This window comes from uncultured Nisaea sp. (assembly GCF_963974195.1).
GTDB lineage: Bacteria > Pseudomonadota > Alphaproteobacteria > Thalassobaculales > Thalassobaculaceae > Nisaea.
Map to the genome: position 1 here is coordinate 1 of NZ_CAXBDC010000101.1, position 15,833 is coordinate 15,833.

A 15,833-nucleotide genomic window follows, 5' to 3' on the forward strand; every position below is an offset into this window, starting at 1 on the left:
AATGGCCGTATCCAGGAAGACATCTGGGTTTCGCTGACGGACCGGGAGGCTGAAACCCTTGGCCGGGATACGCCGGTGCTTGTCAGTCTCGAGGAATGGAAGGCCGGCCGCGAGACTCTGGTCGCCAATTTCGATCGGCGCGCTGTCCGGCTTGAAAACGCCGATGATGTCGAGGATATCCGCGACGATCTGGCGGATCTCGATGCGGTGATCCTGGTGTTCCCTAAATTCAATGACGGCCGGGCCTTCTCCCAGGCCCGCCTGTTGCGGGACCGTTTTGGCTTCAAGGGCGAGATCCGGGCCACCGGTCATGTGATCCAGGATCAGTTCCTGTTCCTGCAGCGCTGCGGTGTCGATGCGGTCGAGGTCGCGGACGAGAAATTGCTGGATGCCTGGATGCGGGCGAACCGTCGCTTCAAGGGCTACTACCAGCCGGCGCTCGATGTCGTCGAAGGAACATGCCAGGACAAGGCCGAGACCGCCACGTCCGGTCACGGCGGTGCATATGCCCGGGTTGAGCCTGCGGTCCTGGCAAGCTGGGCCTATTGACGCGGGGGGCGTTCAGCGCCGCGTCCAGAACTTGATACAAGCGAGAGCGCCGGAAGATATCTTCCGGCGTTTTCTATGTCCGGTTGGCGGAGATGAAACCGGTAAGCAGCTCCGTGATCTCAGCCGGCCGTTCAAGGCTCGGCAGATGTGCAGTGCCGGAAACCTCATGGTGTGAGCCGTTACGCACGGCCTCGGCGATATGCCGGGATCTGTCCTGAATGAACGGAAAGTCGAGGTCTCCCGAGATCACGAGGGTTGGCATCGCTATCTCGCTTAATCGGTGATAGGCAGGCGCGGTCTCTATCTCCGCTTTCGTATCTGCTGCCAGGCGGAGCGCAATGCCGTTCATGTCGAGGAACAACCGGCGGGCATCGCCCTCGACCCGGCCCTCGGCGCCAAGCGGCCCGTCGAGCCATATGCGCGCTTTAACAGCGTTCACTTGATCAAGGTCGCCTGTCTCTTCGATTTCCGATGCGTGCTGCATCAGATCTTCTATTTCGGGAGGATTGATGGCAGCCGGGGAGCCGCTTACCGAAGGGGCAATCAGCACCAGCGCGTGGAACCTGTCCGGATAGTGCAGGGCGGCGTCGATTGCGACCCGTCCGCCGCGTGAGCATCCGACGAGGGTGGCCGGAGTGCCGGCCGATATGGCGTCGATCACGGCCATCAAGTCCGATACAGCAGAAAACCTCTCCGGCCCGGTGACGGTTTTTCCAAATCCGCGCCGGTCATACGCAATGGCCATGTTGCCTGTGCCGATGCTTTCCATCTGCGCGTGCCACATCCGGCTATCGGCGACATTGGCATGAAGAAAGATGACGGGGTGTCCGGTGCCGATGCTCTCCACAACCAGTGAAGCACTGCCGGACTGAACGAGATGACTGCTGCGCATGAAACTTGCTGCCGGTATCGGAGGGATAATCGGATCTGCTTCTATGCGCAGATTTTATGCACGGCAACCGCGTCTTCAGTTTGACGCCGTCTCAAATTTTTGATCAGATAGTAAAAAACGAGTGCAAATGCACCGTGGCTTCTGAACTGGAGAGACTATGCCGTCTGATATCCGTGGGGACAGATTGTCCCCGGCGGAGGTCGAGTCGAATTTCGCCGATCTCCATCCGTTGCTCAGCAAACACGAAGCCGTTGTCGAGGCTGACCGCTGTTATTTCTGCCATGATGCGCCTTGCGTCACGGCATGCCCGACAGGGATCGATATCCCGCTCTTCATCCGCCAGATCCTGACCGACAATCCGTCAGGCTCGGCCAAGACTATTCTGAGCGAGAACATCCTCGGCGGCATGTGCGCCCGGGTCTGTCCTACCGAGACACTGTGCGAGCAGGCCTGCGTGCGGGAGATAGAGCAGAAACCGGTGCGGATCGGTGAGCTGCAGCGCTATGCCACCGATCATCTGATGGAAAAGGGCACGCAGCCGTTCGAGCGCGCTGCCCTTACCGGCAAGACAATCGCGGTCGTCGGCGCCGGGCCCGCCGGGCTTTCCTGCGCGCACCGGCTGGCCATGCTGGGCCATGACGTCACGATCTTCGAAGCGAAGGCGAAGGGGGGCGGGCTCAATGAGTACGGCATTGCTGCTTACAAGGCTGTCGATGAGTTTGCCCAGAAAGAGCTCGATTTCGTGCTGTCCATTGGCGGCATTGAGTTGAAGAACGGTGCGGCGCTCGGCCGGGACGTTACGCTCGACACTCTGGTCGCGGATTTCGATGCGGTCTTCCTCGGCCTTGGCCTCGGGGCGACCAATGGCCTTGGCGTTGATGGTGAGGCGCTCGACGGCGTGGCCGATGCGGTCGATTTCATCGAAGAGCTGCGGCAGGCTCCGGCCATGGAGAAAGTCGCGGTCGGCAGCAGGGTTGTCGTTATCGGTGGCGGCATGACGGCGATTGATGCGGCCGTTCAGTCCAAGCTGCTCGGCGCGGACGAGGTCACGCTGGTCTATCGCCGTGGGGCGGATCGGATGAATGCCAGCCCCTATGAGCAGTCTCTGGCGAAGGATAAAGGCGTTGTGCTGCGGCACTGGGCGCGGCCGGAGAAGATTGATGCCGGACCGGACGGCAAGGTCGGCGCGATCAGTTTCGCCCGGACGAAAGACGACGGTGGAAAGCTCGCCGATACTGGCGAAGGTTTCACGCTTGAGGCGGACATGGTGTTGAAAGCCATCGGTCAGACCTTCGTGCCGGTGCCGCTTCAGGGCAGCGCGGTCGAGATTGCGCTGGAAGCTGGCCGGATCAAGGTCGGCGCGGACCGGCGCACCAGTCATCCGAAAATCTGGGCGGGAGGCGATGCGGTTGCTGGCGGTGAGGATCTCACCGTTGCGGCCGTTGAAGACGGCAAGCAAGCCGCGCTTTCCATCCATAACGCGCTTACCGGCGCGTAAGCCGGATCGGGAGAGAGATCATGGCAAATCTGCAGACGAATTTCCTCGGTATCAAATCCCCCAATCCCTTCTGGCTCGCCTCGGCACCGCCGACTGACCGGGAGGTGAATGTCACCCGCGCCTTCAAGGCGGGCTGGGGCGGCGTGGTCTGGAAGACACTGGGCGAAGACCCTCATGTTGTGAACGTTAATGGCCCGCGTTACGGCGCGATCCACTCGAACGACCGTCGTCTGATAGGTCTCAACAATATCGAGCTGATTACCGACCGGCCTCTGGAGGTCAATCTTCGCGAAATCAAGGCGGTGAAGAAGGCGTGGCCGTACCGGGCCATCGTCGTCTCGCTGATGGTGCCGTGCGAAGAGGAGGCCTGGAAGAAGATCCTGCCACTGGTGGAGGATACCGGCGCGGACGGGATCGAGCTCAATTTCGGCTGTCCGCATGGGATGTCGGAACGCGGCATGGGCGCGGCCGTCGGGCAGGTGCCGGAATATGTCGGGATGGTCGCCCGCTGGTGCAAACAGCACACCCGCATGCCGGTGATCGTGAAACTGACGCCGAACATCACCGATATCCGCGCTCCGGCCCGCGCCGCGAAAGAGGGCGGCGCGGATGCTGTCTCGTTGATCAACACCATCAACTCCATCATGGGCGTCGATCTGGACGTCATGGCGCCGTCGCCGCATATCGACGGCAAGGCGACCCATGGCGGCTATTGTGGCCCGGCGGTGAAGCCGATTGCCTTGAGCATGGTGTCGGAAATCGCCCGGGATCCGGAAACGCAGGACCTGCCGATCTCTGCCATCGGCGGTATCACCACATGGCGGGACGCAGCGGAATTCATGGCGCTCGGCGCCGGTACGGTACAGGTCTGCACGGCCGCCATGACCTATGGTTTCCGCATCGTCGAAGAGATGAAAACGGGGCTGTCGGACTGGATGGACGAGAAGGGCTACACCTCTGTCGATCAATTTGTCGGCAAGGCTGTCCGGAACACGACCGACTGGCAGTACCTGAACCTCAATTACGTGGTGAAGGCCAAAATCGATCAGGAATCCTGCATCAAGTGCGGGCGCTGTCATATCGTCTGCGAGGATACCTCGCACCAGGCGATCTGGGCTGAGAAGGACGGTGTCCGGCATTTCGAGGTGAACGATGCGGAATGCGTCGGCTGCAATCTTTGCGTCAGCGTGTGCCCGGTCGAGAACTGCATCACCATGGAGCAGCAGACCGACGGCGTGGATGCCCGCACCGGCCAGCCGATCAATCCGGAATATGGCAACTGGACGACCCACCCGAACAACCCGATGCGGGTCGCGGCGGAGTAGAGCGTGTGTGGCGCCATCCGCCCCACTTTTTCACCGTCATCCCCGCGCATGCGGGGACCCAGAGATCGTAGAGTTTCGCCAGCCCTCCCTGGGTCCCCACTTTCGTGGGGATGACGGTTATTGTTTAAAAGTTACATGATGATAGGAGATAGTATTAACGCGGTTTCAACCCATTGAAGAGCACGGTGAACAACGTTCTCTCGGCGCCTTCGAAGCGCTTGGAGCGGGTGCCGGGCTCGGTGCCTTCGAGGGCATCCATCTGGGTTTCGAAATCGGCGTAATGCTGGGTCGAGGCCCAGATCATGTAGATCAGGTGCAGCGGGTCGACCGGGACCATCTTGCCGTCTGCGATCCAGGTCCGGATCGCCTTCGACTTGGTTTCGACCAGATCCTTGAGCGGACCTTTCAGGGTGCCTTCAAGCAGGGGGGCTCCCTGCAGGATCTCGTTGGCAAAGAGGCGGGAGGCCTTCGGGTTGATCCGGGCATGAGCGAGTTTGGCGGAGATATAGGCGCCGAGTTCGGAGGCCGGATCGCCTTGCGGGTCGAGTTTGGCGAACGGGGTCAGCCAGTCGTCCAGGGTTTCCTGCAGGACGGTCTGGTAAAGCTCCTGCTTGGTACGGAAATAGTACAGCATGTTGGGTTTGGACATGCCGGCCGTGGCGGCGATCTCGTCCAATGTGGTGCCGCGATAACCGGAGCGGGAGAACATATCGAGCGCAGCCTTCAGGATCCGTTCACGGTTTTCCTGCTGAATTCGTGTGCGGCGGCCATTTTGAGATGTCACAGCCATTCGTTCAATCCGGCATGTTATAAGGTGTTTTAAGGCGGCAAAGTAAAGGTAACGGCAGAGTTACGGGCAAGGATGAAGGGACCGGGATGTCTGCGTGTTTGCTGGGCAAGCGGCTCACCTGATTGCCTACACTTTAATCTTGATCAAATGGTCAACTTTGTCTTTGCTTATACCCCAGAAGGGCGTGAGCACAAATGCCCTCAAAAGTCGGCAATCGCCAAGTTCTTGTCCTTCACATGTGAACTTGCCGATGCCGATCAAAAGCGTCCCCGCTAAGGGACGGAGCGAACAGGAGAGTTTGGGATGACTGAACCGGCCAGCAATATCCGGATCAACGGGCAGCGGCTGTGGGACAGCCTTATGGACATGGCGAAGATCGGGCCCGGCCTGCGCGGCGGTAATAACCGCCAGACGCTGACCGATTCCGACAAGCAGGGCCGTGATCTGTTCACCAAGTGGTGTGAACACCAGGGCCTGACCATGGGGGTCGACAGCATGGGCAACATGTTTGCCCGGCGCGAAGGCACGGACCCCGATGCGCTTCCGGTGATGCTGGGCAGCCATCTGGATACCCAGCCGACCGGCGGCAAGTATGACGGTGTTCTCGGCGTTCTCGGCGCGCTGGAGGTGATCCGGACGCTGAATGATCTCGGCATCAAGACCAAGCACCCGATCGAGATCGTGAACTGGACCAACGAGGAGGGCACGCGTTTCGCGCCCGCGATGGTCGCCTCCGGTGTGTTCGCCGGTATTCATACCCAGGACTGGGCCTATGACCGGACGGACGCGGACGGGCTGCGGCTCGGCGACGAGCTGGAGCGCATCGGCTACAAGGGCGAGGAGCCGGTCGGCCAGCGCAAGATGCACGCTTTCTTCGAGCTGCATATCGAGCAGGGCCCGATCCTCGAGGACGAAAATATCGATATCGGCGTGGTGACTCACGGTCAGGGCCTGAAATGGATCCAGATCACCCTGACAGGCAAGGAGAGCCATACCGGCTCCACCCCCATGCCGAAGCGGATCAATGCCGGGCTCGGCATGGCGCGTGTCACCGAACTGGTGAACGAGATCGCTCTTGAGCATGGCCCGAACGGCGTCGGCGCTATCGGCCATCTCGAACTCTACCCGAATTCCCGGAACATCATTCCGGGCCGTACCGTCTTCACTGTCGATTTCCGGCACCCGGACAAGGCGGCTCTCGAAGAGATGGACGCGAAGCTGCGCAAGGGGGCGGAGAAGATCGCCGCCGAGATCGGTCTCGGCATCGAGATTGAGCAGACCGGCGGCTTCGATCCTGTCACCTTCGACGAGAATTGCGTCACGGCCGTGCGCAATGCGGCGGAGAGCCTTGGTTATACGCACCGGAACATCGTTTCCGGTGCCGGGCACGACGCTTGCTGGATCAACCGGGTGGCGCCGACATCCATGATCATGTGCCCCTGTGTCGACGGCCTCAGCCATAATGAGGATGAGGAGATCAGCAAGGAATGGGCGACCGCCGGTGCGGATGTGCTGTTCCATGCCGTGGTCGAGACCGCCCAGATCGTCGAATAAAACCGGAGAGGAGCGCGTTTATGTCCAAAGTCATCAAAGGCGGGACAGTCGTCACCGCCGATCATAGTTTCGAGGCCGACGTTCTGATCGAAGGCGGTGTGATCACTGCCATCGGCAAGGATCTGAAGGGCAACGAGACCATCGATGCCACCGGCTGTTACATCATGCCGGGCGGGATCGATCCGCACACGCACATGGAAATGCCCTTCATGGGCACCTATTCGGCGGAAGATTTCCTCACCGGAACCTCGGCGGCCGTTGCCGGCGGCACCACGATGGTGGTGGATTTCTGCCTGCCGTCTCCGGACCAGTCCCTGATGCAGGCGCTGCAGATCTGGGATCAGAAAAGCTCCAAGGCCGTCACCGACTATTCCTTCCACATGGCGATCACCTGGTGGTCGGAGCAGGTCTTCGACGAGATGCAGCAGGTGGTGAACCGCGGCATCAACACCTTCAAGCATTTCATGGCCTACAAGGGCGCGCTGATGATCGAGGACGACGAGATGTTTTCCTCGTTCCGGCGCTGCGCGGATATTGGTGGCATGCCGCTGGTGCATGCGGAGAACGGTGACGTTGTTGCGCACCTGCAGGAAAAACTGCTTGCCGAGGGCAATAACGGGCCGGAGGGGCACGCCTATTCCCGCCCGCCCGAAGTCGAGGGCGAAGCCGCCAACCGGGCTATCATGATCGCGGACATGGCAAACGTGCCGCTCTATATCGTGCATGTCTCCTGCGAGCAGGCGCATGAGGCGATCCGCCGCGCCCGGCAGAACGGCAAGCGCGTGTTCGGTGAGCCGCTGATCCAGCATCTGGTTCTGGACGAAAGCGAATATGCGAACCCGGATTGGGATCATGCCGCGCGCCGTGTCATGTCCCCGCCGTTCCGTGACAAGATGCATCAGGATGGTCTCTGGGCCGGTCTGGCCGCCGGCTCCCTGCAATGCGTGGCGACCGATCATTGCGCCTTCACCACGGACCAGAAGCGTATGGGGCTGGGTGATTTTACCAAGATTCCGAACGGTACGGGCGGGCTTGAAGACCGCTTGCCCGTGCTCTGGACGCGTGGCGTCAATACCGGCCGTCTGACGCCGAACGAATTCGTCGCGGTAACATCAACGAACATCGCCAAGATTCTGAATTTGTTCCCTAAAAAGGGCGCGGTGATGGTCGGCGCGGATGCCGATCTGGTGGTCTGGGACCCGAAGGCGACGAAGACTATCACCGCAGCGAAGCAGGTCTCCGCCATCGATTACAATGTCTTCGAAGGCATTGATGTCATGGGGCTGCCGCGCTTCACCCTGAGCCGGGGCGATGTGGTGGCGACCGAGGGCAAGGTCGATGCCGCCGAAGGGCGCGGCAAGTTCGTTGGCCGCGACCCGTATCCGGCCACGAACAAGGCGCTTTCCAAGTGGAAGGAACTGACGGCACCGCGCAAGGTGGTGCGGTCCGCGGCAAACATGCCGGCCGGCGTCTAGAACCGGACCAGAAGATACCGGATAAAGCAGAAGCGGACCGCCGACTGGGATCGGACGGTCCGCCGATTTGGAGAATATGGTGGCAGACTTCCAGGCAACCGGTGCGGCCCAAGGGACGGGTGGCGCGGCGAGCGGCGCGGCTGAAGACGATGCTTTCCGGGTAATCGAGGCGCGGGAGCTTTGCCTGACATTCGCGACCAATGACGGCCCGGTCCACGCACTTTCAAATATCGACCTGACGGTTGACCGGGGAGAGTTCGTCTCCTTTATCGGCCCGTCGGGCTGTGGCAAGACGACATTGCTCCGGGTTATCGCGGATCTGGAGAAGGCGACTTCCGGTGCGATCTCCGTCAATGGCATGTCACCGGAAGAAGCACGGCGGAAGCGCGCCTATGGCTATGTGTTTCAGGCCGCTGCGCTCTATCCGTGGCGCACGATTGCGGGCAATGTCGCGCTGCCGCTGGAAATTATGGGGCTGGACAAGGCGGAGCGGGCCGAGCGGATCGCGCGCAATCTGGAACTGGTGAACCTTGCCGGGTTCGAGCGGAAATTCCCGTGGCAGCTTTCCGGCGGCATGCAGCAGCGGGCCTCCATCGCCCGGGCCCTCGCGGTTGAGCCGGATCTGCTGCTGATGGACGAGCCGTTCGGGGCGCTGGACGAGATCGTTCGCGATCATCTGAACGAGCAGCTCAACCGGCTCTGGGACCGGACCAACAAGACAGTCATTTTCGTGACTCACTCGATCCCGGAGGCTGTGTTCCTGTCGACCAAGATCGTCGTCATGTCACCGCGTCCCGGAAGGGTGCATGACGTGATCGACTGTAATCTGCCGCGCGAGCGCACTCTGGATATCCGGGAGACACCGGAGTTCCTGAAAATCGCCCACAGGGTGCGTGAGGGCCTCCGGGCAGGGCACGCCTATGACGATGAATGACGTGTTGAAATCAAAGACCTTCGCGGTCTCGACGGTCGTTCTGGTGCTGATCGCGATCTGGTATTTCAGCGCGGTCATGCTGAACGCGCCGTTCCAGCGTGAGCTGGACGAGCGGGCAAAGCTGGACCCGACGACAGGGCAATTCATCGCGGCAACCCTGAACCAGAAACGGCCGGTCCTGCCGGCACCGCACCAGGTTGCAACCGAGATCTGGAACACCACTGTCGAGAAACGCATCACCTCGAAAAGAAGTCTGATTTATCATGGCGGTATAACGCTTTCCTCAACCATGCTCGGCTTTGTCATGGGCACTCTTCTCGGCGTTACGCTGGCGGCCGCGATCATCCATGTGGAGAGCCTTGAGCGCAGCCTGATGCCCTGGATCATCACCTCGCAGACCATTCCGATCCTGGCGATTGCCCCCATGGTTATCGTGGTGCTGAACGCGATCGGAATCTCGGGCCTGATACCGAAGGCATTGATCTCGACTTACCTCTCCTTCTTTCCGGTTACGGTCGGTGTGGTGAAAGGCCTGCGCTCTCCTGATCCGATGCAACTCGACCTGATGCGGACCTACAGTGCGTCCTCTTTCCAGACCTTCTGGAAGCTGCGCTGGCCATCCTCGATCCCCTTCCTCTTTACCTCGATGAAGATTGCCATTGCGGCCAGCCTTGTCGGCGCCATCGTCGGCGAGCTGCCGACCGGGGCGGTCGCCGGGCTGGGCGCGCGGCTGCTGGCCGGCTCTTACTACGGGCAGACGGTGCAGATATGGTCCGCCCTGTTGAGCGCGGCTTTCCTGGCGGCCATGCTGGTCACCATCGTCGGTTTCGCGGATAAAGCGGTGCGCCGCCGCATGGGGATCGCGCGATGAGCCGCTCCCTGCCATTGACTGTTCCTCTGGGCGCTGCCGCGCTGATTGCCGCGATCGTTCTGCAGATCATACCGATGGAGGCCATATGGTCGCCATCCTATGGCCTCGCCGCCGGCTTGCTACTGTTCTCCTTTGCAATGGCGAGCGTCTGGCGCCAGGGGGCAATAGCCGCCTTTTTACTGCTGATCACCGTGCATCTTGCCGCCGTCCCTCTGATTGCGCATATCGGCCACGGAGAGGGCGAGATGGGGCCGTCCTACTGGGCCTTGCTGGTTTCCGGCTGGCTGGCGGCCTGGTCCAGCGTGACCCGGTTGACGACGGCCGCCAAATCCCTGCCGCCATCGGCCAGACAGGCAATCAATCTGCTGATCCCGCTGATTTTCGGCATCTGGCTGATTCTGATCTGGGAAGCGATCACGCGGGGGGCGGGGGTGCCGCAAGTCCTGCTGCCGGCGCCGAGTGCCATCTGGGCCAAGCTGACGGGATCTCTGCCGACGCTCTGGGCGGATTTCGTGCAGACCTTCATGAAGGCCGTGATCGCGGGTTATGTGCTCGGATGTGGCATCGGCTTCGGCACCGCCATTCTGATTGACCGCTCGCCATTCCTGAAACGCGGGCTGTTGCCGGTTGGGAACATGGTCAGCGCGCTGCCAATCATTGGCATCGCCCCGATCATGGTGATGTGGTTCGGCTTCGACTGGCAGTCGAAAGCGGCGGTCGTGGTCATCATGACCTTCTTCCCGATGTTGGTGAACACGCTGGAAGGTCTCTCTGCCTCCAGCGCGATGCAGCGGGACCTGATGCGTACCTATGCCGCCAGCTACGGCCAGACGCTGCTTAAACTGCGTCTGGTGGAGGCGCTGCCCTTCATCTTCAACGCCCTCAAGATCAATTCGACACTGGCGCTGATCGGCGCCATCGTGTCGGAGTTCTTCGGAACGCCGATCGTGGGCATGGGATTCCGCATATCAACCGAAGTCGGCCGCATGAATGTCGACATGGTATGGGCGGAAATCGCGGTTGCGGCACTTGCCGGTTCCGCTTTCTACGGTGCGCTCGTCCTGATCGAGCGCACCCTTACATTCTGGCACCCGTCAAACAGATAAGTCCGGGGTCAGGCAGGCTTCATCGAATGAGGAGAGTAACCATGCAAAAGATGCTGACAGGATTGCTCGCAGGGGCATTCAGTCTGGCCGCCGCCACGGCGATGGCCGAAGGCGATGACCACGTCACGCTTCAGCTCAAATGGGTGACACAGGCGCAGTTCGCCGGCTATTACGTGGCCGCGGACAAGGGTTTCTACGAAGAAGAAGAGCTTGTCGTCGAGATCAAGCCGGGCGGCCCGGATATCGCGCCGCCGCAGGTCATTGTCGGCGGCGGGGCCGATGTGATCATCGACTGGATGCCGTCCGCGCTTGCATCGCGCGAGAAGGGCGTGCCGCTCGTCAATATCGCCCAGCCGTTCAAGAGCTCGGGCATGATGCTGACCTGCCGCAAGGAAACCGGCATCACATCTCCGGCGGATTTCAAGGACAAGACACTCGGCGTCTGGTTCTTCGGTAACGAATATCCGTTCCTGTCCTGGATGTCCCAACTCGACATCAAGACCGACGGCAGCGCCGGCGGGGTTACGGTGCTGAAGCAGGGCTTCAACGTCGATCCGCTGCTGCAGAAGCAGGCCGACTGCGTTTCCACCATGACCTACAACGAATATTGGCAGGTCATCGATGCCGGTATTCCGGCGGATGAACTGGTGGTGTTCAAGTATCAGGATCAGGGTGTCGCCACGCTTGAGGATGGCCTTTACGTGCTTGAGGACAAGCTCAAGGACCCGGCTTTCGTTTCCAAGATGGCGCGGTTTGTCAGGGCTTCCATGAAGGGCTGGAAATATGCCGCCGAGCATCCGGACGAGGCAGCCGATATCGTGCTTGAGAACGATGCCTCGGGTGCCCAGACCGAAAAGCACCAGCGCCGGATGATGCGGGAAGTTGCCAAGCTGACGGCAGGCTCCAACGGCGCGCTCGATGCGGACGATTACGAGCGGACGGTGAATACTCTGCTGAAGGGCGGCTCCAGCCCGGTCATCACCAAGCGGCCGGTTGATGCCTGGACGCACATGATCACGGACAAGGCGCTGAAATAAGCGGTCACCATATCGAATACGGAGAAGGCGGCCTCAGGCCGCCTTTTTCATACCATCTGCTCGTTTCATACCAGCTACCGGGGCCTCGTCATTTATGCCCGGTCCCCGGATTTCATGTTCCTCTGGATGTTTGGCATCCCGGGGGATTACCTTCGGCCGTATCTTCTTGATTCCATTAATTCTCAGGGCCTTCCATGACGGACATACTCTTTCTTCCCGGCTTCATGTGCGACCGGCATCTCTGGGACGATGCCGAAAACGGCTTGGAGAGCCTGGGAGACCTGCATTTCGGCGACCTGACCAGGGACCGGTCATTTGATGCCATGGCTCGGCGCATTCTGGACGAGGCGCCGGAGCGCTTCTCCCTCGTTGGCTTCTCCATGGGCGGGTTCGTTGCCCGTGAGATTGCACTGATGGCGCCGGAGCGGGTTGAGCGGCTGGCGCTTCTGAATACCAGCGCACGTGGGGACAGCCCGGAGCAGGCCGCGCGCAAGGCCGGTCTTGCGAAGGCCGCGGAGGGCAGGGGCTTCAGGGGGCTTTCCCGACATTCCATTCTGTCCTCGCTGCATCCGGACCGGCGGTCGGACGATACGCTGGTCGACCGGATTCGCGAGATGGCGGACCGGATCGGCAAGAACGGGTTTGTGAACCAGATCGGTGTTGCCCGTCATGATGGGCATGACAGGCTGGGCGACATCATGTGCCCGACGCTGGTTGTCTGGTGCCGGCAGGATGAATTGCGCAGTCTGGACGAAGCACGGGAACTCTCGGATGGTATTCCGGGCGCACGTCTGAAGATTGTCGAAGACTGCGGTCATATGCTACCAATGGAGGCGCCGGAGCAGATGGTGATACTTCTCAAGGACTGGCTCGAATAACTTCCGTTCCGACAGCCTCTTCATCTTGTATTCGAGGGGGCGGGTTTTACATTACTCAGTAAGTGCACTCATTTCTGGTCGTTTCATGTCGCGGATCATCTGGCTTGCATCCTATCCCAAGTCTGGGAACACCTGGATGCGGGCGCTTCTCGCCAATTACATCATGAACAGGGAAGAGCCGGTAAAGCTCGCGGAGTTGAACGATTTTACTCTGAGTGACACGATCCAGGGGTTCTATACCAAGGTAACTGGAAAGCCGATCGAGAAGATCACGCTCGAAGAGTCGGTCGCGATCCGGCCGACGGTGCTCCGTCTTATCGCGAATTCCAAACCGCACGACCATTTCGTCAAGACGCACACGCAGCCCGCATTTCCGAACGGTGCGCAACTGATAGACCCGTCGGTTTCCCTGGGCGCGATTTATATCGTCCGTAACCCCTGCGATCTGGTGTTCTCCTACGCTGAGCACTTCGGCATGTCGGTCGATCTGGCGATCCGCGATCTCGGTGATGCGGAAAACACGACGGTCAGCCCGCACGATCAGATCGTCAGTTATCTCGGTTCCTGGTCCGGGCATGTGACGAGCTGGACCGGTGGCTCTATTCCGGTCTGCCTCGTGCGGTACGAAGATCTGCTTGAAAAACCGGAAGAGGCGTTCGGCGCGGTTCTGCGCACCCTGAACATTCCGATTGAGGAAGAGCGGCTGGCGCGGGCTGTCAGGCATGCATCCTTCAAGTCTCTTTCGTCTCTGGAAAAAGCCGACGGGTTCGCTGAACGGTCTCCGCATGCGGGCCGGTTTTTCAGATCGGGTACAGCCGGCGAGGGCACGCAAAAACTGTCAAAGCGTCAGTTGAAACAGATCGTTCGGGATCATGGCGCGATGATGGAAAAGTTTGGTTACGCAGTGTGACCGGAAGCAAGGACTATCAGTTTTTCGACTGTAATGTTGAATCGTAACTCTTTGATATTGTGATGATATGGCGCGAATTATCTGGCTGGCATCCTACCCCAAGAGTGGCAATACCTGGATGCGGGCGCTTCTCGCTAATTACATCCTTGATCGTGACAATCCGATATCAATCAATGACTTGCGCGGCTTCACGCTGAGCGATACACGGCCGCGCTTTTTCGATGGCGTGACCGACAAACCCCTGACGGAACTGACGATTGAAGAGGTCCGCGCGTTGCGCCCGGAAGCACAGCGCCGGCTGGCTGATGCACGCGACCACGATCATTTCGTGAAGACACATTCCCAGCTTGCCGACTATGGCGGCGTGCCGCTGATCAACCCGGCGGTGACGGCGGGGGCGATCTATATCCTGCGCGATCCGCGGGACATGATCCTTTCCTATGCGGCGCATTTCGGCATGAGGTTGACGAGGCGATCGGCCAGATAGCGCTTGATGACAATATAACGACCGCTGGCGATTTCGAGATGAGCACCATTCTCGGGCGCTGGGACCGGCATGTGGAATCATGGACGAACCAGAGCACCATCCCGGTCTGCACTGTTCGCTATGAGGATCTGCACCGGGACACGCCGGCGACTTTTAGTGCGATCCTGAAAACGCTGGGTATCTCCGTATCTGCTGATCGTCTGGCCAAGGCGGTACGCAACAGTGCGTTTGAAACACTGAGCCGGGAGGAATCCCGGGATGGGTTCATTGAACGGCCTCCGCATATGGAGCGGTTCTTCCGGTCGGGTAAGCCGGGAGGCGGCGCAAGTGAGCTTACGGCATCACAACGCACGAGGATCGAGGCCGACCATGCCCCGGTCATGAAACGGTTCGGCTATTTGTCCTGAGATCAGCCAGGCCTGATCACCAAGCCCGCGGTCAGTGCAATCAGGCATCAGGCAAAGAAAAACGGCCGCATCGGGTGATGCGGCCGCTTCTTCGGAAAAAGTCTGGAAACTTATTCGGCGGCTTCGGCCGGCCAGCCGGCGACAGCCTTCACTTCCAGGAATTCCATGAGGCCGTGCTCGCCGCCCTCGCGGCCGTTACCGGACTGTTTGTAGCCACCGAACGGGCTGCCCGGCGCGCGGCCGGCACCGTTCAGCTGGATCATGCCGGCACGGAGCTGGCGGGCGAGGCGCTTGGCCCGCTCCGGGTCACCGGTCTGCACATAGGACGTCAGACCGTACGGCGTGTCGTTGGCGATCCGGACAGCGTCGGCTTCATCTTCGAAGGACATGATCGAGAGCACCGGGCCGAAGATCTCTTCCTTGGCAATGGTCATGTCTTCCTTCACGTCCGCGAAGACGGTCGGCTTGACATAATAGCCGCGGTTGAGGCCATCAGGACGGCCGAGACCACCGGCAAGGAGGGTAGCACCTTCCTTGATGCCGGATTCGATCAGGCCCTGGATCTTGTCGAACTGGGCTTGCGAGACCACCGGGCCGATCTGACGGCCTTCCTGGGTCGGATCCCCCACTTCCTGTGCTTCGGCCACGGATTTGGCAGCCGCGACCGCTTCACCATAGACGGATTTTTCGACAATCATCCGGCTCGGAGCGTTGCAGCTCTGGCCACTGTTGTTGAACATGTGCAGCACGCCGCGCTTGACGGCTTTGGCAACGTCCGTGTCGGCGAACACGAGGTTCGGGCCTTTGCCGCCGAGTTCAAGCGAAACGCGCTTGACCGTGTCGGCGGAAGCCTTGGTGACGGCGATACCGGCGCGGGTGGAGCCGGTGAAGCTCATCATGTCGATGTCGGGATGCTTGCTCATCGCTTCGCCGACGGTCGGGCCGTCGCCATTGACGAGGTTGAACACACCGGCCGGGAAACCAGCCTGCTCCATGAACTCGGCGAAGAGCAGGGAGGACATCGGGGCGATTTCGGACGGCTTCAGCACCACGGTGCAGCCAACGCCGACGGCCGGGACGACCTTCAGGGTCACCTGGTTCATCGGCCAGTTCCACGGCG

The 15,833-nt window shown here is 60.5% G+C and carries 16 protein-coding genes; 13 read left to right on the plus strand and 3 right to left on the minus strand.

Annotation, left to right across the window (positions count from 1 at the left end; translation table 11 throughout):
- Positions 1–549, plus strand: a 549-nt coding sequence (locus AAC126_RS18080; protein WP_339855911.1) for a DUF934 domain-containing protein, incomplete at its 5' end; no start/stop codon positions are given.
- A gap of 73 nt (positions 550–622) precedes the next feature.
- Here AAC126_RS18080 and AAC126_RS18085 read toward each other — a convergent pair.
- Positions 623–1,441 carry an alpha/beta fold hydrolase gene (locus AAC126_RS18085; RefSeq protein ID WP_339855913.1) on the minus strand — a complete coding sequence of 273 codons (819 nt, stop codon included), beginning with the start codon at positions 1,439–1,441 and terminating at the stop codon, positions 623–625.
- A 157-nt stretch (positions 1,442–1,598) separates the two neighbouring features.
- Here AAC126_RS18085 and AAC126_RS18090 point away from each other — a divergent pair, with 157 nt between their 5' ends.
- Together AAC126_RS18090 and preA are read left to right on the plus strand one after the other, a co-directional pair.
- A complete protein-coding gene (locus tag AAC126_RS18090; RefSeq protein WP_339855915.1) occupies positions 1,599–2,939 on the plus strand; it encodes an NAD(P)-dependent oxidoreductase in 1,341 nt (446 codons plus the stop codon).
- Between the two features lie 20 nt (positions 2,940–2,959).
- A complete protein-coding gene (gene preA / locus AAC126_RS18095) occupies positions 2,960–4,264 on the plus strand; it encodes an NAD-dependent dihydropyrimidine dehydrogenase subunit PreA (RefSeq protein ID WP_339855917.1) in 1,305 nt (434 codons plus the stop codon).
- 154 nt (positions 4,265–4,418) lie between these two features.
- On the opposite strand, the gene AAC126_RS18100 is transcribed toward preA, so the two are convergent.
- Complete coding sequence (locus AAC126_RS18100) at positions 4,419–5,054, minus strand: TetR family transcriptional regulator C-terminal domain-containing protein (protein ID WP_339855919.1); 636 nt, start codon at positions 5,052–5,054, stop codon at positions 4,419–4,421.
- 303 nt (positions 5,055–5,357) lie between these two features.
- Here AAC126_RS18100 and AAC126_RS18105 point away from each other — a divergent pair, with 303 nt between their 5' ends.
- The 10 genes from AAC126_RS18105 (at position 5,358) to AAC126_RS18150 (ending at position 14,713) form a co-directional block, all read left to right on the plus strand.
- Positions 5,358–6,608, plus strand: a complete 1,251-nt coding sequence (locus tag AAC126_RS18105; RefSeq protein ID WP_339855921.1) for a Zn-dependent hydrolase — start codon at positions 5,358–5,360, stop codon at positions 6,606–6,608.
- A 20-nt stretch (positions 6,609–6,628) separates the two neighbouring features.
- Positions 6,629–8,083 (plus strand): dihydropyrimidinase, encoded by a 1,455-nt coding sequence (hydA, locus tag AAC126_RS18110; protein ID WP_339855923.1) that lies wholly within the window; start codon positions 6,629–6,631, stop codon positions 8,081–8,083.
- Positions 8,084–8,246: 163 nt separating this feature from the next.
- Positions 8,247–9,017 carry an ABC transporter ATP-binding protein gene (locus tag AAC126_RS18115; protein WP_339855941.1) on the plus strand — a complete coding sequence of 257 codons (771 nt, stop codon included), beginning with the start codon at positions 8,247–8,249 and terminating at the stop codon, positions 9,015–9,017.
- Positions 9,004–9,888, plus strand: a complete 885-nt coding sequence (locus AAC126_RS18120) for an ABC transporter permease (RefSeq protein ID WP_339855925.1) — start codon at positions 9,004–9,006, stop codon at positions 9,886–9,888. The genes AAC126_RS18115 and AAC126_RS18120 overlap by 14 nt, the downstream gene beginning before the upstream one ends.
- Entirely contained in the window at positions 9,885–10,994 is a 1,110-nt protein-coding gene (locus tag AAC126_RS18125; protein ID WP_339855927.1) for an ABC transporter permease, read from the plus strand. Before AAC126_RS18120 ends, AAC126_RS18125 begins: the two co-directional genes overlap by 4 nt.
- Positions 10,995–11,035: 41 nt before the next feature.
- The gene (locus AAC126_RS18130; RefSeq protein ID WP_339855929.1) at positions 11,036–12,031 is read left to right on the plus strand and encodes an ABC transporter substrate-binding protein; all 996 of its coding nucleotides are present in this window, start codon (positions 11,036–11,038) and stop codon (positions 12,029–12,031) included.
- Positions 12,032–12,225: 194 nt separating this feature from the next.
- On the plus strand, positions 12,226–12,909 hold the full coding sequence (locus tag AAC126_RS18135; RefSeq protein ID WP_339855931.1) for an alpha/beta fold hydrolase: 684 nt from the start codon (positions 12,226–12,228) through the stop codon (positions 12,907–12,909).
- A gap of 85 nt (positions 12,910–12,994) precedes the next feature.
- Positions 12,995–13,819: a sulfotransferase domain-containing protein gene (locus AAC126_RS18140; RefSeq protein ID WP_339855933.1), complete on the plus strand. Its 825-nt coding sequence runs from the start codon at positions 12,995–12,997 to the stop codon at positions 13,817–13,819.
- A gap of 67 nt (positions 13,820–13,886) precedes the next feature.
- Positions 13,887–14,306 carry a sulfotransferase domain-containing protein gene (locus AAC126_RS18145; RefSeq protein WP_339855935.1) on the plus strand — a complete coding sequence of 140 codons (420 nt, stop codon included), beginning with the start codon at positions 13,887–13,889 and terminating at the stop codon, positions 14,304–14,306.
- Positions 14,307–14,344: 38 nt separating this feature from the next.
- Positions 14,345–14,713 (plus strand): sulfotransferase domain-containing protein, encoded by a 369-nt coding sequence (locus tag AAC126_RS18150; RefSeq protein WP_339855937.1) that lies wholly within the window; start codon positions 14,345–14,347, stop codon positions 14,711–14,713.
- A 110-nt stretch (positions 14,714–14,823) separates the two neighbouring features.
- On the opposite strand, the gene AAC126_RS18155 is transcribed toward AAC126_RS18150, so the two are convergent.
- On the minus strand, positions 14,824–15,833 hold a 1,010-nt coding region (locus AAC126_RS18155), incomplete at its 5' end, for an aldehyde dehydrogenase family protein (RefSeq protein ID WP_339855939.1).